The 20,933-nt window shown below is 57.7% G+C and carries 19 protein-coding genes; 17 read left to right on the top strand and 2 right to left on the bottom strand.

Annotated features, from left to right (window positions below; translation table 11 throughout):
* Entirely contained in the window at window positions 1–921 is a 921-nt protein-coding gene (locus tag M2305_RS03520; RefSeq protein WP_099211107.1) for a peptidylprolyl isomerase, read from the bottom strand.
* A gap of 272 nt (window positions 922–1,193) precedes the next feature.
* On the opposite strand from M2305_RS03520, the gene secA reads away from it, so the two are divergent.
* The 16 genes from secA to thiD all read left to right on the top strand — a co-directional run bounded on the left by secA (window position 1,194) and on the right by thiD (window position 18,652).
* Window positions 1,194–3,932 (top strand): preprotein translocase subunit SecA, encoded by a 2,739-nt coding sequence (gene secA, locus M2305_RS03515; RefSeq protein WP_264648586.1) that lies wholly within the window; start codon window positions 1,194–1,196, stop codon window positions 3,930–3,932.
* A gap of 32 nt (window positions 3,933–3,964) precedes the next feature.
* Entirely contained in the window at window positions 3,965–4,714 is a 750-nt protein-coding gene (locus M2305_RS03510) for a YebC/PmpR family DNA-binding transcriptional regulator (protein ID WP_046899943.1), read from the top strand.
* Entirely contained in the window at window positions 4,711–5,217 is a 507-nt protein-coding gene (ruvC, locus tag M2305_RS03505) for a crossover junction endodeoxyribonuclease RuvC (RefSeq protein ID WP_264648585.1), read from the top strand. Before M2305_RS03510 ends, ruvC begins: the two co-directional genes overlap by 4 nt.
* Window positions 5,214–5,816 (top strand): Holliday junction branch migration protein RuvA, encoded by a 603-nt coding sequence (gene ruvA, locus M2305_RS03500; RefSeq protein ID WP_264648584.1) that lies wholly within the window; start codon window positions 5,214–5,216, stop codon window positions 5,814–5,816. Before ruvC ends, ruvA begins: the two co-directional genes overlap by 4 nt.
* Entirely contained in the window at window positions 5,813–6,856 is a 1,044-nt protein-coding gene (ruvB, locus tag M2305_RS03495) for a Holliday junction branch migration DNA helicase RuvB (RefSeq protein WP_046899940.1), read from the top strand. Before ruvA ends, ruvB begins: the two co-directional genes overlap by 4 nt.
* A gap of 29 nt (window positions 6,857–6,885) precedes the next feature.
* The gene (gene ybgC / locus M2305_RS03490; protein ID WP_046899939.1) at window positions 6,886–7,311 is read left to right on the top strand and encodes a tol-pal system-associated acyl-CoA thioesterase; all 426 of its coding nucleotides are present in this window, start codon (window positions 6,886–6,888) and stop codon (window positions 7,309–7,311) included.
* A 77-nt stretch (window positions 7,312–7,388) separates the two neighbouring features.
* Window positions 7,389–8,132, top strand: coding sequence for a protein TolQ (gene tolQ / locus M2305_RS03485; RefSeq protein ID WP_046899938.1), 744 nt, complete (start codon window positions 7,389–7,391; stop codon window positions 8,130–8,132).
* Between the two features lie 3 nt (window positions 8,133–8,135).
* Complete coding sequence (tolR, locus tag M2305_RS03480) at window positions 8,136–8,573, top strand: protein TolR (RefSeq protein ID WP_046899937.1); 438 nt, start codon at window positions 8,136–8,138, stop codon at window positions 8,571–8,573.
* Window positions 8,574–8,585: 12 nt separating this feature from the next.
* A complete protein-coding gene (locus M2305_RS03475) occupies window positions 8,586–9,581 on the top strand; it encodes a hypothetical protein (RefSeq protein ID WP_046899936.1) in 996 nt (331 codons plus the stop codon).
* A 17-nt stretch (window positions 9,582–9,598) separates the two neighbouring features.
* The gene (gene tolB / locus M2305_RS03470; protein WP_264648583.1) at window positions 9,599–10,963 is read left to right on the top strand and encodes a Tol-Pal system beta propeller repeat protein TolB; all 1,365 of its coding nucleotides are present in this window, start codon (window positions 9,599–9,601) and stop codon (window positions 10,961–10,963) included.
* Between the two features lie 598 nt (window positions 10,964–11,561).
* Window positions 11,562–12,041, top strand: a complete 480-nt coding sequence (gene pal / locus M2305_RS03465) for a peptidoglycan-associated lipoprotein Pal (protein WP_046899934.1) — start codon at window positions 11,562–11,564, stop codon at window positions 12,039–12,041.
* 155 nt (window positions 12,042–12,196) lie between these two features.
* Window positions 12,197–13,084, top strand: a complete 888-nt coding sequence (locus M2305_RS03460; protein WP_264648582.1) for a tetratricopeptide repeat protein — start codon at window positions 12,197–12,199, stop codon at window positions 13,082–13,084.
* Between the two features lie 61 nt (window positions 13,085–13,145).
* Window positions 13,146–14,306 carry a tRNA lysidine(34) synthetase TilS gene (tilS, locus tag M2305_RS03455; RefSeq protein WP_264648581.1) on the top strand — a complete coding sequence of 387 codons (1,161 nt, stop codon included), beginning with the start codon at window positions 13,146–13,148 and terminating at the stop codon, window positions 14,304–14,306.
* Between the two features lie 167 nt (window positions 14,307–14,473).
* On the top strand, window positions 14,474–16,378 hold the full coding sequence (ftsH, locus tag M2305_RS03450; RefSeq protein ID WP_064273855.1) for an ATP-dependent zinc metalloprotease FtsH: 1,905 nt from the start codon (window positions 14,474–14,476) through the stop codon (window positions 16,376–16,378).
* Window positions 16,379–16,480: 102 nt separating this feature from the next.
* Entirely contained in the window at window positions 16,481–17,839 is a 1,359-nt protein-coding gene (gene glmM, locus M2305_RS03445; protein ID WP_086634403.1) for a phosphoglucosamine mutase, read from the top strand.
* 3 nt (window positions 17,840–17,842) lie between these two features.
* Window positions 17,843–18,652: a bifunctional hydroxymethylpyrimidine kinase/phosphomethylpyrimidine kinase gene (gene thiD, locus M2305_RS03440; protein ID WP_264648580.1), complete on the top strand. Its 810-nt coding sequence runs from the start codon at window positions 17,843–17,845 to the stop codon at window positions 18,650–18,652.
* A 10-nt stretch (window positions 18,653–18,662) separates the two neighbouring features.
* On the opposite strand, the gene M2305_RS03435 is transcribed toward thiD, so the two are convergent.
* Window positions 18,663–19,403: a response regulator transcription factor gene (locus tag M2305_RS03435; protein WP_264648579.1), complete on the bottom strand. Its 741-nt coding sequence runs from the start codon at window positions 19,401–19,403 to the stop codon at window positions 18,663–18,665.
* Window positions 19,404–19,556: 153 nt separating this feature from the next.
* On the opposite strand from M2305_RS03435, the gene fliI reads away from it, so the two are divergent.
* Window positions 19,557–20,933, top strand: a complete 1,377-nt coding sequence (fliI, locus tag M2305_RS03430) for a flagellar protein export ATPase FliI (protein WP_264648578.1) — start codon at window positions 19,557–19,559, stop codon at window positions 20,931–20,933.

Here is a 20,933-nt window from a genome sequence, read left to right as displayed (position 1 = left end):
TTACTTCTTGACTGGAGCCGGTGCCGGAGCGGCCGTGACCGGCTTGCCCTGTGCGTCGAAGTGAACAACCTTCACCTGGGATTCAGCCTGCTGAACGATCTGGCGAACCTTCTCGCGGATCAGTTCCTGACGGACCTGGTCATGGATCTGGTCAAAGCTCGGGATCGGAGCCGTGCGGGAGCCCAGAACCTGGATCACGTGGTAACCGTACTGCGTGTGAACCGGCGTCTGGGAGATTGTGTTCGGCTTCATGGAGAAAGCGGCTTCAGAGAAAGCCGGCAGCATGTCGCCCTTCTTGAACCAGCCCAGATCGCCACCATTGGCACCAGCGGAGCCCTTGTCCTTGGACAGCTGGCCAGCAAGCTTGGCGAAATCAGCACCCTTGTTGAGCTGGGCAATGATGTCCTTGGCCTGTGCTTCCGTCTCCACGAGGATGTGGCGAGCGTGGACTTCCTGCTCTGGCTTCTGGTTGGCGTAATGCGTCTGATAATAGTCGTGCAGGGCAGCATCCGTGATCTGCGGGCCAACCTTGGTTTCAAGATAAGCATTCTGCAGCGCGCTGTTGGCGGCGTTCTGCATGGCTTCCTTGACTTCAGGCTTGTTGGTCAGGCCTTCCTTGCCAGCGGCAATCTGGATTGCCTTCTGATCAACGAGCTGGTTGACCAGCAGCGGGATCAGCATGGACGGCTGAAGCTGACGAGCCTGCGGCGGCAGGTTGCCAGCAGCCTGCTGAACGTCACCCAAGGTAATTTTTTCGCCGTTAACGGTTGCAATCACCATGTCCGGGTTCGGAGCAGGTGCAGCAGCCGGGGCCGGAGCGGTTGCAGCAGGTGCGGCCGGAGCAGCAAATGCGAGGGGAGCCGAAACCGACGTGCCAGCCAGAAGAGCTGCACAGGCGAGAGTGGAGCGGGAAAGCCGCATGAAAATACCTCGGACCATAAAGAATAAGAAAAACCGAATGGACTGCACCATGACAAAGGCCGCTCAACCCTGCAAGTGCGCGCACCCTTACCATTCCGTCACGTAACGGAAATGGGTATTTTGAGGGCCTTCTCTGGTCCCTCTCCATTGACCCATGGGCACACGGGTCCTATCTCCACCTGACGTGAAAATCGTCATTGCCCGGTTTGGGAGGTCTTTCCGATGGTGGAAAGAGCTTTTCCGGCCGGGTGCTCGGCATCTCAAGGTTCAGCATGTTCGCACGCCTCGCACGCGCCCTTTTCGGCTCCGCCAATGATCGTTCGCTCAAGGCGTATCAGCGCCGTGTGCCGGAGATCAACGCTCTGGAGCCCACGGTTCAGGGGCTCAGTGACGAGCAGCTTCAGCACAAGACTATAGAGTTCAAGGAGCGGGTCGCCCAAGGCGAAACCCTTGATAAACTGCTGCCTGAAGCTTTTGCCGTCTGCCGTGAGGCCTCCCGCCGCGTTCTGGGCAAGCGTCATTTTGACGTGCAGCTGATCGGTGCGATGGTTCTGCATGACGGTCGCATTGCGGAAATGCGGACCGGTGAGGGCAAGACCCTTGTTGCGACGCTGGCTGTTTACCTGAACGCGCTGTCCGGCAAGGGCGTGCATGTTGTGACGGTGAACGATTATCTGGCCCGCCGTGATGCCGAGGAAATGTCTGTTCTTTACAGCTTCCTCGGCCTGACAACTGGCGTGATCATCCCGAATCTGGGGGATGAAGAACGTCGTGAAGCTTACGCGGCAGATATTACTTACGGAACGAACAACGAGTTCGGGTTCGATTATCTGCGCGACAATATGAAATATTCGCTCGGCGATATGGTGCAGCGTCCGTTCAACCACGCGATCGTGGATGAGGTGGATAGCATCCTGATCGACGAAGCCCGGACGCCCCTGATCATTTCTGGCCCGGCAGATGACAGCTCCGACCTTTATCGGACGGTGGATGCTGTTGTAGCCAAGCTGGTGCTGGAGCCGGAAGCGTACGATAAGGATGAGAAGCTGCGCAGTGTTACGCTGACGGAAGCTGGTTCACACCGTATCGAAGAACTCCTGAATCAGGACAGTGTTCTGCAGGAAGGTGGTCTGTACGACATTCATAACGTGGCAGTCGTTCACCACGTTCAGCAGTCGCTTCGCGCCTATACGCTGTTTACGCGGGATGTTGATTACATCGTCCGTGACGGCAAGGTGATCATCATTGATGAATTCACCGGACGTATGATGGATGGCCGTCGTTATTCCGATGGTCTGCATCAGGCGCTGGAAGCGAAAGAGCACGTCGAGATCCAGCAGGAAAACCAGACGCTCGCATCCATCACATTCCAGAACTACTTCCGCCTGTATCCGAAACTTTCCGGCATGACGGGTACGGCCATGACGGAGGCGGATGAGTTTGCGGAAATCTATAACCTGACGGTTGTTGAAATCCCGACGAACCGTGCCGTCAAGCGGATTGATACGGACGATGAAGTCTATCTGACTGCGGGCGAAAAATATAACGCCGTTGCAGATCTCATCCAGGAAGTGAGCGCCAAGGGGCAGCCAATCCTGGTGGGTACGACGTCCATCGAAAGAAGCGAGTACCTTTCCAGCATTCTGGATCAGCGCGGCATCAAGCATAGCGTGCTCAATGCGCGTCATCATGAGAAAGAAGCCAGCATCATCGCGCAGGCTGGTGCTCCGGGTGCGATTACGATTGCCACGAACATGGCGGGTCGTGGAACGGACATCAAACTGGGCGGCAACATCGAGATGCTGATCCATGCTTACACGGATGGGATCGAGGATGACGCAGAGCGTGCGCGCATCACCGAAGAAATCCGTGCAGCCGTTGAAGCCAATCATGGCGCGGTTCATGAATCCGGCGGGCTATATGTCATCGGTACGGAGCGTCATGAGAGCCGTCGTGTTGATAACCAGTTGCGTGGCCGTTCGGGACGTCAGGGCGATCCGGGGAATTCCCGCTTCTTCCTGTCCCTCGAAGACGATCTGATCCGCATTTTCTCTGGCGACCGTATGGGCGCGATGATGCAGAAGATGGGTTTGAAGGAAGGGGAGGCGATTGTTCACCCCTGGCTGAACAAGGCCGTCGAGAAGGCTCAGAAGCGCGTTGAAGCCCGTAACTTTGACATGCGCAAGAACACGCTGAAATACGACGACGTCATGAATGACCAGCGCAAGGAAGTTTATTCCCAGCGCAAGGAATATATGTCGTCCGAAGATCTGTCGGGTGTGATTGCGGAACTGCGCCTGCACACCGTTGAAGATCTGGTTCACGCCCACATTCCTGAGAAATCCTTTGCCGAGGCTTGGGATACGGCTGGGCTCACGGCTGAAATTTCCCGCGTCCTGAATCTTGAACTTCCGATCGCTGACTGGGCGAAGGAAGACGGCATGGACGCTGACAGCGTGATCGAGCGCGTGGAAGCTGAAGCCCAGAAGGCTCAGGCTGCCCGGACGGCCAACATGGGGCCGGACCTCATGCGCATGATCGAGAAGCAGGTTGTTCTCACCACGTTCGATGCCGTCTGGAAAGAGCATCTGCATGGGCTGGATCAGCTTCGCCAGGGTATCGGCCTGCGTGCGTATGGTCAGCGGGATCCGCTGAACGAATACAAGCAGGAAGCCTTCCAGATGTTCACGGCGATGCTGGATGACATGCGCCTGCGTGTGACGCAGACGATGTGCCGGATCCAGGCTGTGAGTGAGCCCCCGCCGTATCCGGTGGTCGACAGCTCAGCACACCATGAAAGCTTTGAAGCGCCCCCAGCAGCGCCCGCACTGACGCAGCCAGAGCCTGTTGTGAGCTTTGCAGCGCCGCAGGCACAATTGGCGGCCGCGGGTTCAGTTAACGAGCCAGATGCAGCGACGCTTCAGCAGTGGTATGAAGAAACGCCGCGCAATGCGCTTTGCCCGTGTGGCTCGGGCCAGAAGTTCAAACACTGTCATGGCAGGCTCGTCTGAGCCTCTGACACCCGTAGAGGAAGGAGCGACCGATGGCCGGTCATTCACAGTTTAAGAACATCATGCACCGTAAAGGTGCGCAGGATGCCAAGCGCGCCAAGCAGTTCGCCAAGATCCTGCGTGAAATCACGGTTGCAGCGCGGTCCGGTCTGCCTGACCCGGCATCCAACCCGCGTCTGCGTGCTGCTGTTACCGCAGCGCGTGAAGCAAATATGCCGAAAGACAATGTCGAGCGTGCCATCAAGAAAGCATCTGGCGCTGCTGGTGGCGAAGACTATGTGGAAGTGCGCTACGAAGGCTACGGCCCGGCTGGCGTGGCGATCATCGTCGAAGGACTGACCGATAACCGGAACCGGACGGCCGGTGAAGTTCGGGCAGCGTTCTCCAAGCATGGCGGTTCGCTGGGTGAATCGAACTCCGTGTCTTTCATGTTCCAGCGTCTGGGTGTTGTGACGTATCCGGTTGATGCCGCCTCGGAAGACGAGATGTTGGAAGCCGCCATTGAGGCTGGTGCGGATAATGCCGTGCTGACCGAGGAAGGGCACGAGATCACCTGCGAGATGGAGAACTTCTTCGCAGTGCGTGACGCTCTTGAAGGTCGTTTCGGCGAGCCACAGTCCGCCAAGCTCGACTGGCGCCCGGAAAACAGCATTTCTCTGGATGAAGAGAAGGCCCGGACAGTTCTGAAGCTGATCGACGTTCTGGAAGATAACGACGATATTCAGGCTGTTTACGCCAACTTTGATCTTCCAGACGATGTGGCGCAGGCGCTCGCCGCTTGATCCGTTTGATGGGAATAGACCCCGGCCTGCGTTTCATGGGCTGGGGAATTATTGATGTGGAGGGCAACCGCCTGAAGCATGTGGCCTCTGGTGTGATTGCGACGGATGGTCATGAATCGGTTCCCCTGCGGCTCTGTGAGTTGCACGGGAAACTCCAGAATCTGATCCGTGAGTATGCTCCCGCCGAAGCAGCGGTTGAGGAAACTTACGTAAACCGCAATGGCTCTTCCACGCTCAAACTCGGTTATGCCCGTGGCGTGGCACTCCTGACGCCCGCTTACGAAGGCCTTCCGGTAGCGGAATATGGCGCTATGACAGTCAAGAAATCTGTTGTGGGAACCGGGTCTGCCACGAAGGAGCAGGTCACGATGATGGTGAAGCGGCTGCTGCCTGGCGTCGCCATCTACAAGGCCGACGCTTCGGACGCGCTGGCTGTAGCGATCTGCCATGCTCATTATCGTGCAAGCGCGGCCTATGTAACGGCTGGAAGGCGGATGGCGTGATTGGACAGCTTACAGGGCTCGTCGGGCAGATCGAAGGAGAGCGCTGCATCGTTGACGTCAATGGTGTGGGTTATGTGGTGTCAGCGTCAACACGCACACTCTCATCTGTTCCGCAGCCTCCAGAAGTTGTGCGTCTTCTGATCGAAACCGTCGTTCGGGAAGACGCGATCCTTCTGTATGGGTTCGTGACAACGGACGAACGCGAGTGGTTCCGCCTGTTGACGATTGTGCAAGGTGTGGGCGCCAAGGTCGCGCTAGCGATCCTTTCGGCCAACTCTCCCGGTGAGCTTCTCTTGGCAATCAATGCCGGCGATCGTGGTTCTCTGACGCGGGCGGCAGGTGTCGGCCCTCGTCTAGCTGATCGAATTCTGAGCGAACTTCGCAACAAAGTCGCCAAGATGCCCGGTGGTGGCGCGTCCGCCCCGATGCCAGGCGTAGTGACCGGGCCAAACGTCGAGAATGATGCGCTTCTGGCTCTGGCTGGTCTCGGCTTTCGGCGGGCAGAGGCCTGGCCTGTTCTCAGTCGTGTTCTGGCCGAAAACGAAAATGCCTCGCTTGATCTGGCAATTCGCCTTTGCCTGAAGGATCTCGCCCGATGAGCGAATTTCGTGAAACGGACGCCGCACGCCTGCCGGACGATATTGCCGAAGGCGGCTTGCGGCCTGAAACGCTCGCGGATTTTACAGGGCAGAAAGCAAGCCGTGAAAATCTGGCCATCTTCATCGAAGCAACAAAGGCCCGTGGGGATGCCCTGGATCACGTGTTGCTGCATGGACCGCCAGGTCTGGGCAAGACCACGCTGGCGCAGATTGTAGCGCGTGAACTGGGCGTTGGATTTCGGGCGACGTCTGGGCCAGTGATTCAGCGCGCTGGAGACCTTGCGGCAATCCTGACAAATCTTCAGCCTCGTGATGTGCTGTTCATCGATGAAATTCATCGTCTTCAGCCGGCGATCGAGGAAATTCTCTATCCGGCGATGGAAGATTTCCAGCTCGACCTGATTATCGGGGAAGGACCGGCAGCACGTTCGGTGCGGATTGATCTGGCGCCGTTCACGCTTGTAGCTGCAACAACCCGTGCAGGTTTGTTGGCAACGCCTCTTCGGGATCGTTTTGGTATCCCTTTGCGGTTGGTGTTCTACACGCCGGAAGAACTGCGGGCGATCGTATCACGGGGCGCCACGAAGCTCGGGGTTCATCTGAATGATGACGGAGCAGAGGAAATTGCCCGTCGTTCTCGCGGCACGCCCCGTATCGCGGGCCGTCTTCTGCGCCGTGTTCGGGATTTTGCGCTTGTCGCGAAGAAGCCGATCATTGATCGCGCGACGGCCGATGCCGCACTTTCCCGTCTTGAAGTTGATGAGCGCGGTCTGGATGCGATGGACCGCCGCTATCTTCAGCGTATCGCAGAGCATCACCATGGTGGTCCTGTGGGTGTCGAGACGCTGGCTGCCGGTCTGGCAGAGGCGCGTGACACACTGGAAGACGTCATCGAGCCTTATCTGATTCAGGAGGGGCTCATCCTGCGGACAGCTCGGGGGCGCATGTTGGGTGAGGCTGGGTGGAGACATCTGGGCCTGAACCCGCCAGCGAGCCAGGTTGATCTTCTGTCCGGGCTCGACGACGACACGGCAGGCTGAAGAGCCACTGCCAATGAGCGGAGAAACTGATGGCAACGCATAAGATCCGTTTCCGGGTTTATTACGAAGACACGGATGCAGGTGGCATCGTCTATCATGCCCGCTATCTCGGCTTTGCGGAACGTGCGCGCAGTGAAGCCATGCGCGATGCAGGGGCTTCGGTGACGGAGCTTCTGCGCGATTTTGGTCTGGCGTTTGTCGTGCGGCAGGTTGGGGTGCGTTATCGCGCGCCGTTGCGACTCGATGATGAAATGGAAATCGAGACAGCGCTGGTTGCAATGACGCCAACGCGGTTGAAACTTGAACAAACTGTTCGAAACAGCACGAATGGCAACGAAACCGCCGTCGTCATTGACGTAGAGCTGGCGTGTCTTTCTGCCGAAGCCATGAAACCTGCCAAAATTCCGCCTCGGTGGTGTGATGCTGTTCGAAAACTCGAGGCTGGAGAGGTCTGACCCACTTTCCTGTTTCCTCACGAAGTGCAATGGAGAGTCCTGACCCGTAAGGGACAGGATCTGGACAGGAGAGAACAGTGGATCATGAGGTAAGTTCGAGTGCGCTTGGGGCGGTCGGTGCGGCCGGTCTGTCGCCTCTGGACCTGTTCCTGCACGCGTCCATCGTCGTTAAGCTGGTCATGGTCGGGCTCGTCCTGTGCAGTGCAGGCGTGTGGGCGATCATTGCGGAAAAAATCCTTCTGATGCGTCGCGTCAATCGCGAAGCAACGGAATTTGAAGACCGTTTCTGGTCCGGCGGTTCGCTGGACGACCTTTACGAATCTGATGGCGCACGCCCGACTCACCCGATGGCCGCCGTGTTCGGCGCTGCCATGGGCGAATGGCGTCGTTCGGCACGGATTGTCGGAATTGATCTGGCGCGCGGTGGCGTGCGGGACCGTATCGACCGTGCCATCAACATCACCGTTTCGCGCGAAAACGACCGTCTGGGTCGCCGCGTGATTTTCCTTGCCACGATTGGCCCGGTTGCGCCGTTCGTCGGACTGTTCGGAACGGTCTGGGGTATCATGCATGCGTTCGGCTCGATCGCTGCCATGCACAACACCAACCTCTCCGTTGTGGCTCCGGGTATTTCCGAAGCTCTGTTCGCAACGGCGATCGGTCTTGTGACCGCTATCCCAGCCTATGTGGCCTATAACGTCATCAGCAACTCGCTGGACAAGTTCGCGGACCGCATGGATGCGTTCGGGACCGAATTTGCCGCCATTCTTTCCCGTCAGTCGGAAGAACGTGCGGACGAGACGTCCAGCGGGAAGGCCTGATCCATGGGGATGTCCGCTGGAGGAGGTGGGCGTATGGGTGGCCGTCGTCGGCGCCCCGCGTCTGAGATCAACGTTACGCCGCTTGTGGACGTCATGCTGGTGCTGCTCATCATTTTCATGGTGACGGCGCCGATGATGACCAGTGGCGTCAATGTCGATCTGCCCAAGACGGATGCCAGCCCGGTCAATGCTGACACCAAGCCGATCACGGTTTCCCTGCGCAACGATGGTTCGTTGTATCTGGGGGAAGACCCGATCACACCCGAGCAGCTTGTGGACCAGCTCAAGGTCCAGTCCCAGAACGATCCGAACCATCGGATCTTTGTCCGGGCTGATGCACATATCGACTATGGTCGCGTGATGCAGGTCATGGGACAGATTACGTCTGGCGGCTTTACGCATGTGGCACTGCTGGCTCAGCAGCCTCAGAGCGGCCAGTAAGAGGACACCGCAGTGGTGCGTCCACGTCGTTCGGACAGGCGTCGCTTTCGCAACGCGCTTCTGGGTTCAGTCGGTGTCCATGCGGCACTTATCCTGTACCTGGTTGTGCGGATCCCGTTCGAGAAACCACCTGAACCGCCGGAGCCTCCGGCGGTGCAGATGGAATTTGAGGAGGCAGGGCCTCCCACTCATCCCATCAAGGCTGACCATCCGGCTCCCAAGCCGGCTCCTGCGCCTGCGCCCGTGAAGAACGAGGCTCCTCCGTCTCCGACGCCTCCTCTGAAGGCGCCGACGGAAGAACCGCCTCCGCCACCACCTCCGCCGCAGCCGGTTCCGCCTACGCCTGAGACAAAACCTCAGCCTCTGCCGCCGACGAAGCTTCCGCCAAAAATCACGGAGCCGTCGCCTGAGCCTGTTCCTGCGTCTCCGCCGAAGCCGTCTCCGCCGTCTAAGTCTGCAATGGTGGCTCCCCCGAGCCCGCAGACACAGAAGGCTGACAAGCTGCCGGATACGCCGAAGTTCTCGCATCTGACCCAGCCGAATGCGTCCAAGAATACGCAGGCGGACAGTCATTCTCTTTTGGCGACGCTGGACAGTTTCCGGTCTGACCAGAAGCAGACGCATGCGCCCAAGGCGAAAGCCAACCCGCCGCAGGGTGGTGCGCCAGACGGCGGCGGTGTGCCGAACGGGGACATTACAAAGTCTCTGTCTATGGCGGATCAGAAGGCGATCGGTGGCTCCGTGCGGCGTTGCTACACGGAAGATACGGAAGCGCGGAACTATGCGAGCTTTGTCGCGCATCTGATTGTGACGGTGGATGCAACGGGTGAGGCGCGTCTTGTGAAGTATGCTCCGGATACGGCAGCGAAGATGGCGTCAGACCCATCCTATCGTGTGCTGGCCGAGCGTGCGCGGGATGCGGTTCTGAGCCCGACCTGTGCCCATCTCCCCATTCCTTCCAACCTGCTAGGCCAGACGCATCAGCTGCGTTTTGTCTTCAGGCCGTAAACCCTAGAGGAATCATCATGACCTTCATTTCCGATTCCGAAGCTGATGCTCTGAGCGCGCTGCTGTCGCGCCGTTCCATCCTCGGTGCCACAGCCGCGGCTGGTGGTCTTCTTGCAACCCCGTTTTCCGCGTTTGCGCAAGGAACTGCGGCCGGTGGGGCTGGGGAAGCTGAAATTACTGTTGATCAGGCCCGTCAGGCGCCTATCCCTATTGTCATTCCGAGCTTCGGTGCCGGAATGGGTGAGCAGATCTCCAGTGTCATTTCTTCCGATCTGGCTGGGACTGGCCTGTTCAAAGTCATGACAGGCGATGTGTCGCCCAGTGGCACGCCGGATTTCAGTGCGCTCAAGGCTCAGGGCGCGCGCGCTGCTGTTGCCGGACGTGCAGTTGGTTCGGGCAGCGTTCGCGTTGAGATGCGTCTGTGGAATGTTGTTGCCGGTGAGCAGCTTCAGGGTACGGCCTATACGGCGTCGCCATCCAACTGGCGCCGGATTGCACATATTATTGCTGACGTGATTTACGAGCGGATGTTGGGCGAGAAGGGGTACTTCGATACCCGTATCGCTTATATTGCCCGTACAGGTCCGCGCCGTCATCAGATCACCCGTTTGGCGCTGATGGATCAGGACGGGTTCAATTCCCGGATGCTGACAGGCGGCCAGTGGCTGACCCTGACACCGCGCTTCAACCCGGCGCGCGATCAGGTTGCGTTCATGTCGTATGCGAACAACCGTCCGCGCGTGTATCTGTTTGATCTGGGCTCTGGCCGTCAGCAGATGCTGGGTGAGTTTGATGGCATTTCCTTCGCGCCACGCTTCTCTCCGGATGGAAGCCGCGTTGTTCTGTCTGCAACGCGTGGTGGTGGATCTGACATCTTTGTTGTGGATCTGGCTTCCCGCAGCAAGCATCAGATCACCAGCTCTGGTGGCGCGATTGATACCAGCCCGTGCTTCAGCCCGGATGGCAGCCAGATCGTGTTCAACTCCGATCGTGGTGGCAGCCCGCAGCTTTACATCATGGGGGCATCGGGCGGTGGTGCACGCCGGATTTCCTATGGCTCTGGCCAGTATGGATCTCCGGTCTGGTCACCTCGTGGCGATCTGATTGCCTTTACCCGCATTGGGCATGGTGGCTTCTCTCTGGGGGTCATGAACCCGGATGGTACGGGTGAACGTATCCTGACGCAGGGCTTTACTGTCGAGTCTCCGACGTTCTGCCCGAATGGCCGTGTGCTGGCATTCTGCCGTCAGAGCGCTTCGGGTGCGGGCGGTGCCGGGTTTGCGTCTGGCATCGGTACAATCGACATCACGGGCTTCAATGAGCGCCCAATTCGCACGGCAACAGGTGCGTCTGATCCAGCCTGGTCTCCACTGAACGGCTGATCAGCTTTTTTCCCTCCCCGTTGGCAACGATCAACGGGGAGTATTTTGCCCTGAACAGATCTGGAGCGTTCGCTCGATCACACAGAGGCACGAAACATCTGTCCTGATGAAATGCGTAAAAAATGGGTTTGAACGGAGTCGATTTTGGGCGTTCTCTCCAGGTGTCAGAGTCCGGCGTTCCATCGCATCTTCTGTAAATCGACTTTAGCGCCTCAGCTCCCGGATTGAATGTGCCCCGCATGCGGCGCTTGGCTGATACGCAAGGCTTGCATGAGGATAAAACGATTAAAGAATGTTCAGCAAAACAACTGGCAGAATTCCGCCACATTCCTGTCTAACTGCTGTGACATTTATGTTGCATTTTCTAGTTTCGAAACAGAATCGTTCTCTGGCTCGGGGGTAGGCCCTCACAGGATGCTTGACCCCGGATTTAAGTCATGGGTATGGGCGCTAGTGGCCAGTGCTTTTCCAGTGGTTCGCAGAGAGTTCGTAAAGGATTCTTGAGCGTTCCTGAGTGGAAGGGTGTGTGGTCCGGAACAACGCGGCAATATGCCGCATTTCGGTTTCTGATACGGAACCGTTCTCAGGGTTGAGACACATGAAGTTCAAGGTGTTTGGTGCGCTTGGTCTGGCGCTTGTTCTCGCAGCCTGCTCCGACGGCAAAACCGATACGGGCAACAGCACCGGTGCTGGCGCAGCCACGCAGGAAGCCGGCCCGACGCCGGGCAGCGAAGCTGACCTGGTTGCCAATGTTGGCGACCGTATCTTCTACGAGCTGAATGTATCCCAGCTTTCTGAAGAAGCTCGTGCAACGCTGGACAAGCAGGTTGCATGGCTTGCGAAGTATCCGCAGGTCAGCGTTCAGATCGCTGGTAACTGCGATGATCGCGGCACCGAAGAATACAACATTGCTCTCGGCCAGCGTCGTGCGAATGCTGCTCGTGACTACCTTGTTGCCAAGGGCGTGAGCGCTTCCCGCATCACGACGATTTCCTACGGCAAGGATCGTCCGACGGCTGACGGTGACGATGAAGCCTCATGGGCTCAGAACCGTAACGCGATCACCTCGGTTCGCTGAACCCAGGTCATCCGTCTGACGGACTGACAGTTTGAACGGCCGGGGGAGTTTATCCCCCGGCCGTTTCTGTTTTAAGACTGTTCATCAGCCGAACTCGCCGGTGATTGCGAGAGGGCGCTCAGGCCGGGCGTCGAACATGTTTCAGGAGATCTTGCATGGCCCTGTCCCGTCCCCTCCGTGCCTTCATGCTCGGAACGGCGCTTTCTGTGCTTTGTCCTGTCCTGCCAGTCATGGCTCAGGACGCGTCAGATGGTGGGGGTATTTCCTCCCGCGAGGCGATTGCCCTTCAAGATGAAATTGCCTCATTGCGGCAGCAGCTTTCGCAGATCCAGAACAGCGGGCCGTTGCCTGCGCCCAGTTCGTCATCATCGCGTGGTTCCTCCTCTTCGGGAGCTGATGGCAACATGACCGCCCAGCTTCTCGAGCGTGTTGCTGCGCTCGAAGAGCAGAATCGTCAGATGCGGGGTGAGCTGGATCAGCTCAGCAACGCGCAAAAGGAAACGCAGGCCAATCTGTCCAAGCAGATTTCTGACATGCAGTTCGCCTCCCAGAATGGTGGCAGTGGAGGTGGAGCGTCTGCTCCTGCCGCCGCCGGAGCTGCGGTAGCCACGTCTAAAGCAGCAGAGACAGCGCCTGCGTCTTCCGATGAGGCCCCCAAAACGGCTCTTGAAGCTTTGAAGGCCGGCAATGCTGCCCTCAAGGCTGGCAAGTATGAAGATGCTGAAACGAATGCACGCTTTGCCGTGAAGACCGCCAAAAGCGCTTCGGGTAAAATGGATTCTCAGTTTCTGCTGGCTCAGTCCCTAGCGGGGCAGAAGCAGTATCGTGAGTCTGCAGTCGCCTATTACGACGCCTACAATAAAGCTCCGAAAACGCCGAAAGCACAGGACTCCCTCCTGGGTGTTGCGGCTTCTCTGCTGGCTATGGGCGATAAGAACTCGGCCTGTCAGGCACTTGATAAGCTGAAGACCGAATTCCCGACACCGACGCCTCGCGTCAAATCGGCAGCAGCGACGTTCCGTGGGCGTGCAGCCTGTCACTGATGTAAAAACTCTCATCCAGGCGGCAGAGTTTTCTGCCTGGATGGAGTCTTTGGGGCCTTGGTTGCCTGATGCGCCAATCGCGCCGGTCGGGCTTGCAGTTTCCGGAGGCGCAGACTCTCTGGCGCTGGCATGGCTTGCACGGCGCTGGCGCCAGTATGTTCTCGCCTTCATTGTTGACCATGCCCTGCGTCCCGAGTCCGCAGCAGAAGCGAGACTAACGGCTCAAAGGCTGTCCGAGATGGGGGTGGAAGCCCGGGTATTAACTCTGGGGCCATTTCCAAAGGGGCGGCTTCAGGAGCGAGCCCGGGATGCGAGATTTGATGCTCTGGAACGGGCATGTGTCGACGCAGGGTGCCTGGACCTTCTGGTGGCGCACCATCTCCATGACCAGGATGAAACCGTCTCGATGCGGCATGGTGCAGGAAGCGGACAAGCCGGTTTGGCCGGGATTGCTGCATCTGCCATTCGGGGGCGGATCAGGATTGTTCGGCCACTATTGACCTGTCATCCCGAACGCCTGAGAGGGACGTTGCGGGCTGCCGGTCTGAGTTGGATCGAAGATCCTTCCAATCAGAATCGTCGATTTGAACGGGTGCGATGGCGTCAGGACCTGACGGAGAGCGCGCGGGCTCAAGCTCGCGAGTGGCAAGCAGGCGCCGTACTGAACCGCGAGGTAAGAGATGCTGGTTTAGCTGACTTACTGGCGAATGAGGCCGTATGGCATCCTGCGGGCTGGGTTTTTTTAAGAAAAAACGGCGTCTGCGAGGACAGTGTGTCTGCTCTGGTACGGTTGGTCTCTGGCAGTCGTTATCGCCCATCGCGTGAGAAAGTCCTGTCACTCATAAAGCAAGGACAGGGCTCACTCGGGGGCGTGATCATGCGGACAGCAGGGCGATTTGGGGACGGCGTTATCTTTGTCAGAGAAATGCGATCTGTAGAGGCCTCTGTCTGTGCTGCCGGGCAGCCTCTCTGGGATGGGCGCTGGCGATGCCTGCAAAAGGATGTGCCTGAAGGAACTCTTATTGGGGCTCTCGGAACTGGGGCTCAGGGTCTTGATGCCAGACGATTGGGAATTCCTGTCGAAGCGTTACTGGCGCTCCCCGCTCTCTGGCGTGACGGGCGTGTCATAGGGTTACCAGATCTTCTGGAAAGGGCCGGAACGGTTCCATTCGCTTGGGCTGGCGGGGTTCCAGTTACCGGCGAAAACGGCGTAAATGGGTGAAAAGCGTACCAAAATGCGTGGAAATGCGTTTTCCTGCCCTTGATGGGGTAGGATCATGGGCAGGACCGCCTATGTTATGAAGTCAACGCAGACTATGACGTCGGCCTGTTGAGATGATGAAGCCCCGCTGCATCTGACGGACAGTCTGAAGGACGACAGAGAACGAGATGAACAATTTAGGCCGTAACGTTGCGATCTGGGTGGTCATCATCATGGTCGGAATGGCAGTGCTGACCGCCTTCCAGCCCGGTGGAAGCCAGCATGCTGCCCAGCAGATCGCCTATTCCGATTTTGTCCATGATGTGGACGAGCACCAGGTGCGCTCGGTGGTTATCCAGGAACAGAATATTTCTGGAACACTGACGAACGGTACCTCCTTCGAAACCTATGCACCGATGGATCCGGGCCTTCCGGCTCGTCTGACCGGCGCGGGTGTTGAAGTGACAGCCAAGCCAATGGATAGCGGCGAGAACTCCATCCTGCGGTATGTAGGAAATTATCTTCCCGTTCTTCTGCTTGTTGGCCTGTGCTTCATGGTGTTTCGCCAGATGCAGGCCGGTGGTGGCCGTGCGATGGGTTTTGGTAAGTCCAAGGCTCGTCTGCTGACGGAAAAGACGGGCCGCGTCACATTTGACGATGTGGCAGGTATCGATGAAGCCAAGGCTGAACTCGAGGAAATCGTCGAATTCCTGAAAGACCCGCAGAAGTTCACGCGTCTGGGTGGCAAGATCCCCAAGGGCGCCCTGCTGGTCGGCCCTCCGGGTACGGGTAAGACGCTTCTGGCCCGTGCGATTGCTGGTGAAGCCAATGTGCCGTTCTTTACGATTTCCGGTTCGGACTTCGTGGAGATGTTCGTTGGTGTCGGTGCATCCCGTGTGCGCGACATGTTCGAGCAGGGCAAGAAGGCTGCTCCGTGCATCATCTTCATCGATGAAATTGACGCCGTTGGCCGCCATCGAGGTGCCGGTCTTGGTGGCGGCAATGATGAGCGCGAGCAAACTCTCAACCAGATGCTCGTCGAGATGGATGGTTTTGAGAGCAATGAGGGCGTAATCCTGATTGCAGCAACTAACCGTCCGGATGTTCTGGATCCGGCTCTGCTGCGTCCGGGGCGTTTTGATCGTCAGGTCGTTGTGCCGAACCCTGATGTTGCTGGTCGCGAAAAGATCCTGCGCGTTCACATGAAGAAAGTACCGCTGTCTTCAGATGTGGACCCGAAGGTGATCGCTCGTGGTACGCCAGGCTTCTCCGGTGCTGATCTGGCCAACCTTGTGAACGAAGCTGCTCTGATGGCTGCCCGTCAGGGACGCCGTACGGTCGGAATGGCTCAGTTCGAAGAGGCCAAGGACAAGGTGATGATGGGCGCAGAGCGTCGGTCCATGGTCATGACCGAAGACGAAAAGCGCTCGACGGCTTATCATGAGGCTGGTCACGCCATCTGCGCGATCTTCACGCCGGGTAGTGACCCCATTCACAAGGCCACGATTGTGCCGCGTGGGCGCGCTCTGGGTCTGGTGATGACGCTGCCTGAGAAAGACAACATTTCCTACAGCCGGAAATGGTGCTTGGCGCGTCTGGTAATTGCCATGGGTGGCCGTGTTGCTGAAGAAATCATCTTTGGCCCGGAAGAAGTCAGTGCTGGTGCGTCTGGTGATATCAAGAGCGCTACCGATCTGGCTCGCCGAATGGTCACGGAATGGGGCATGAGCGACAAGCTCGGCATGATTTCCTATGGCGATAACGGACAGGAAGTCTTCTTGGGGCACTCTGTCACACAGAACAAGAATCTGTCTGAGCAGACGGCGCGCGATATCGACGTAGAGATCAAGGCTCTGATCGATACGGCTTACCAGCAGGCGCATCATCTGCTTCTGACGCGGATTGATGATCTGCACCGTCTGACAGCGGCTCTGCTCGAGTATGAGACCCTGACCGGAGACGATGTTGGTCGGATCATGCGTGGCGAGGCAATCGAGCGTCCGTCCGATGACGAGCAATTGCCGGATAATCGCCGCGCCTCTGTGCCAACGACACGTCCGGGCGCGTTTGATCCGGCTCCTCAGGCAGGCTAATCAAACCGTTAACCGCACCGCAAGGCGCGTCATTGGAGGGGAATTTCCTCTCCGGTGCCGCGCCTTTTTCTTATCTATCGAGACAGGCAGGATTTCATAACCATGGCCAGCAAGAGGGCTCTGTTCGGGACGGACGGCATCAGGGGAACCGCAAACACTGCTCCGATGACGGTGGAAGTTTCCCAGAAGCTTGGACAGGCCGCGGGCCTGTATTTCATGCGCAGTCAGAGCCGTCGACACACTGTTGTGCTGGGCAAGGACACACGCCTGTCCGGGTATATGATTGAATGTGCGCTTGTGGCTGGCTTTCTGTCCGCCGGTATGGATGTGATTCTTGTTGGGCCGCTTCCGACACCGGCAATTGCCATGCTGACGCGGTCTTTGCGGGCAGACCTCGGTGTCATGATCTCGGCCTCTCACAATCCCTTCACCGACAATGGCATCAAGCTGTTTGGCCCAGACGGTTTCAAGCTCTCCGACGAAGTGGAAGGGGAGATTGAAGCCATGATGGGACAGGACCTGTCTCAGCGTTTGGCTTCACCGGCAGAAATCGGTCGTGCCTCTCGTTTGAACGATGCCGCTGGCCGCTACATTGAGAATGCCAAAGCTTCCTTCCCGCGCGGGCTGCGTCTGGATGGTTTGAAGATTGTTCTCGATTGCGCAAATGGGTCTGCATATCGCGTGGCACCAACCGCTCTTTGGGAGCTGGGTGCGGAAGTTATCAAGATTGGTTGTTCACCCGATGGCCTGAACATCAATGACGGTGTTGGCTCTACCCACCCAGAGACGCTTTGTGCTGCCGTGAAGGAGCATGGCGCGGACTTCGGCATTGCGCTGGACGGAGATGCTGATCGTGTTCTGATTGCCGATGAGAATGGCAATCTGGTTGATGGCGACCAAATTCTTGGGTTGATCGCCCGATTCTGGAAGCAGCATGGACGTCTGCGGACCAACACAGTTGTGGCCACGGTCATGTCCAATATGGGGCTGGAGAAGGCTCTTGCGGAAGATGGTCTGGAGCTTCAGCGGACGGCCGTCGGGGATCGCTACGTCGTCGAGCGCATGCGTGAGAATGGTGGCAACCTAGGCGGGGAGCAGTCCGGGCACATGGTCCTGTCCGATTACGCTACGACCGGAGATGGGCTGATTGCCGCCTTGCAGGTTCTGGCAGTTTCGGTAGAGACCAAGAAGCCTGCCAGCGAGATCTGTCAGGTCTTCCAGCCGTTCCCTCAGCTTCTCAAAAATGTTCGCTACTCAGGGGCTAATCCGTTGAGCAGTCCCGAGCTGGCTGCTGCCAAAGCCTGGGCGGAAGAACGTCTTGCCGGGCGCGGTCGTCTGGTTCTGAGGGCCAGTGGCACCGAACCTCTGATTCGCGTGATGGCGGAAGCAGAAGACGACGCTCTGGTTCTTCAGGTCGTGGATCATGTCTGTGAGGCGATCAGAGCAATTACGGAGGCCTGACGTATGCGTGGCCGGGTTCTGACAGTAGCGGGAAGTGACTCCGGTGGTGGGGCCGGGATTCAGGCCGACCTGAAGACTATTACTGCTCTGGGCGGCTTTGGAATGAGCGCCCTTACAGCTCTGACGGCACAAAATACACTCGGCGTCTTTGGGGTGGAGGCTGTTTCCCCATCATTTGTTCGGCAGCAGATGCAGGTCGTTTTTGATGATCTGGGTGCAGATTGCTGCAAAACCGGAATGCTGGCGACTGCAGACATTGTTCATGCAGTTGCTGACGAACTGGAATGCCATCCGCATCTCCCGTTGGTGCTTGACCCGGTCATGGTGTCCACCAGCGGGTCAGCTCTTCTAGCCGACGATGCTGTAGACGCTGTGATGACCCGTCTTTTGCCCCGGGCCTTGATCGTGACCCCCAATATTCCCGAGGCAGAAGTCATGACGGGAGAGATCATTCATGATCTGGCAGGAATGCGTCGGGCAGCTCATATCCTGCAAGAGCGGGGAGCCGCGGCCGTTCTGCTTAAGGGGGGGCATATGACGGGAGAGGATCTCGAGGATCTTCTGGTCTTCCCAAATGGTGATGAGTACGTACACCGTGCAACGCGGATTCATACGCGTCATACTCATGGAACGGGTTGTACGCTTGCCAGTGCCATTGCGACGGGCATTGCACAGGCCATGGATCTTGAAGCGGCGGTGCGTCGGGCTCATGCCTATCTACGGCTCGCGCTCGCGGATGCTCCGGGATATGGCGCTGGTCACGGGCCGGTCAATCATGGCGTGACGATCCGGCCGGACTGGTACCAATCCTGAAGAGTACGCTTTAGGCTACTGTCAGTTCAGAGGCAGCTCTGGTTATTGGGCTGACAGAGGTAGGCAGGGGCTCGGCTGCTGTTTCTTCACGCAGAATGTAACCACGTCCCCAGACGGTAGAGATGAGGTTACCGGCCCCTGCTTTCTGAAGCTTCCGGCGGAGTTTGCAGATGAAGACATCGATGATCTTCATCTCAGGCTCATCAATGCCGCCATAAAGATGATTCAGGAAAGCATCCTTGGTCAGGACAGAGCCTTTCCGAATAACCAGAAGCTCCAGAATGGCGTATTCCTTGCCCGTCAGGTGTAAGGGACTGCCCTCAACCGTGACGTTTTTCCCGTTCAGATCCAGTTCCAGATTGCCAATGCGCAGGCAAGGCTCGGAAAAGCCGCGAGAGCGGCGCATGACGGCCTGAAGGCGGGCAATAAGCTCGCCTGAGTCATAAGGCTTTGTCATGTAGTCATCGGCACCCATCGAGAAGGCACGGATTTTGGCCTGGGGACGGAGAAGCGCAGAGAGAACGAGAACGGGCGTCGTAATCCGGGCTGCGCGGACACGGCGGATCACATCGTAACCTTCGATATCGTTCAGCATCAGTTCCAGCACCATCAGATCATAATCGTAATGCCGGAGCATCTCGATTGCTTCCTCGCCAGAGGACGTATGATCGACGGTAAAGGCAGCCGTACGAAGGGTCTGAGACAGATGGGCTGCGGCCTGAAGATCGCTATCGACAAGAAGGATACGCATGTTTCTCAACTCCCGGATTGGTGAAGCAATGGTTACTACCCATAGTTGTGTTTGTCGATAGATACAAATCAAAAAGCGTAAAATTTTCATCATTGCTTCATTAAAGGGTGCGTGTTCAGGGTTTGTTAAGTTTGTGCTCCGTATGGTTGTTTGATGACATCACACCTCGGAAACCCTCAGAAAATCCAGGGAAAAGGCGGGTTGAAGAGCCTTCTCGAAAAGCTCTCATCCCTGCACGTTGACGGTGCAACCGGAGTTGTTCGGGATGTAACGGGGTTGTGCATGACCATTCACGGCCTTGAGGGACTCGTTTCTATCGGTGACAGAATTAACGTGAAGGCACGTTCTGGCGTGTCGATACAGTCTGAGGTTGTAGGGTTTCATAATGCACACGCCCGGGTCATGGCTTTTGGGAGCCTTGAAGGGATTGGGCCCGGATGTGAGGCACGTATTTCTTTGAGTGGTCGTCAGTCAGCTAGTCTGGGTGTGAATGAGAGCTGGCTTGGAAGAGTCGTGGACCCCCTTGGGGTGCCGATGGACGGGAAGGGGCCGTTAGCGCCAGCGTTCCAGCAACAGCCTGTCAGTGCCGCACCTCCAAACGCTGCAACGCGGGCACGGCTTGGAGAGCGCATAGATTTGGGAGTGCGGGCGCTCGATGCGTTTACAACCTGTCGGCGTGGTCAGAGGCTGGGATTGTTTGCCGGGTCTGGTGTCGGAAAATCCACTCTGCTGTCCATGCTGGCGCGCGGTGCCAACTGCGATGTGGCGGTCATTGCACTGGTCGGTGAGCGCGGCCGTGAAGTTCGTGAATTCATTGAAGACGATCTGGGGGCTGAGGGGCTGGCGCGGAGTGTGGTGGTCATTGCCACATCAGATGCCCCGCCGTTGATGCGTCGGGATGCTGCCGTTGCGGGTATGGCGATTGCAGAGCACTTTCGTGATCAGGGTAAATCCGTACTTTTGCTAATGGATAGTGTGACCCGTTATTGCATGGCCCTGCGTGAGATCGGTCTGTCAGCTGGCGAACCTCCTGCTACGCGTGGCTATCCCCCATCTGTTTTTGCTGAACTGCCGCGATTGCTGGAACGCGCGGGGCCTGGTTATCCGGGAGAAGGCATGATTACCGCCCTGTTCACTGTGCTTGTGGAGGGTGACGATCATAACGAGCCGGTTGCAGACGCCGTTCGTGGAATTCTCGACGGACATATTGTGTTGGATCGGCGGATCGGTGAGCAGGGGCGTTACCCCGCGATTGACGTTCTTCGGTCTCTGTCACGTGCCGTACCGGGATGTAACTCAGCTGAGGAAAACAGGCTTACGAAGCAGGCGCGGGCAACCATGGCAACCTATGAACGGATGGCCGATATGATTCGTCTGGGGGCGTACAAGGCTGGAACGGAGCCGGACGTCGATGAGGCTGTGCGGCTTATGCCCAAGCTTGAAGAGTTTCTTTCTCAAGGCAAGAGCGATCGGTCTAACTGTGCGGAAGCGTTTGAACAGCTCTCCAGCATTGTGAATGCCGAGGCCTGA

This window comes from Gluconobacter cerinus (genome assembly GCF_025961355.1).
Taxonomy (GTDB): domain Bacteria; phylum Pseudomonadota; class Alphaproteobacteria; order Acetobacterales; family Acetobacteraceae; genus Gluconobacter; species Gluconobacter cerinus.
The sequence above is the reverse complement of the archived record's forward strand: the minus strand, read 5'-3'. Positions and strand labels throughout refer to the sequence as shown.

Excerpts from the sequence above, each read along its gene's own strand:
- ruvB (WP_046899940.1), top strand. The coding sequence starts at position 5,813 with ATGAGCGAATTTCGTGAAACGGACGCCGCACGCCTGCCGGACGATATT.
- pal (WP_046899934.1), top strand. The coding sequence starts at position 11,562 with ATGAAGTTCAAGGTGTTTGGTGCGCTTGGTCTGGCGCTTGTTCTCGCA.
- tolB (WP_264648583.1), top strand. The coding sequence starts at position 9,599 with ATGACCTTCATTTCCGATTCCGAAGCTGATGCTCTGAGCGCGCTGCTG.
- tolR (WP_046899937.1), top strand. The coding sequence starts at position 8,136 with ATGGGGATGTCCGCTGGAGGAGGTGGGCGTATGGGTGGCCGTCGTCGG.
- ybgC (WP_046899939.1), top strand. The coding sequence starts at position 6,886 with ATGGCAACGCATAAGATCCGTTTCCGGGTTTATTACGAAGACACGGAT.
- secA (WP_264648586.1), top strand. The coding sequence starts at position 1,194 with ATGTTCGCACGCCTCGCACGCGCCCTTTTCGGCTCCGCCAATGATCGT.
- M2305_RS03435 (WP_264648579.1), bottom strand. The coding sequence starts at position 19,403 with ATGCGTATCCTTCTTGTCGATAGCGATCTTCAGGCCGCAGCCCATCTG.
- glmM (WP_086634403.1), top strand. The coding sequence starts at position 16,481 with ATGGCCAGCAAGAGGGCTCTGTTCGGGACGGACGGCATCAGGGGAACC.
- M2305_RS03520 (WP_099211107.1), bottom strand. The coding sequence starts at position 921 with ATGCGGCTTTCCCGCTCCACTCTCGCCTGTGCAGCTCTTCTGGCTGGC.
- M2305_RS03460 (WP_264648582.1), top strand. The coding sequence starts at position 12,197 with ATGGCCCTGTCCCGTCCCCTCCGTGCCTTCATGCTCGGAACGGCGCTT.
- ftsH (WP_064273855.1), top strand. The coding sequence starts at position 14,474 with ATGAACAATTTAGGCCGTAACGTTGCGATCTGGGTGGTCATCATCATG.
- thiD (WP_264648580.1), top strand. The coding sequence starts at position 17,843 with ATGCGTGGCCGGGTTCTGACAGTAGCGGGAAGTGACTCCGGTGGTGGG.
- M2305_RS03510 (WP_046899943.1), top strand. The coding sequence starts at position 3,965 with ATGGCCGGTCATTCACAGTTTAAGAACATCATGCACCGTAAAGGTGCG.
- fliI (WP_264648578.1), top strand. The coding sequence starts at position 19,557 with ATGACATCACACCTCGGAAACCCTCAGAAAATCCAGGGAAAAGGCGGG.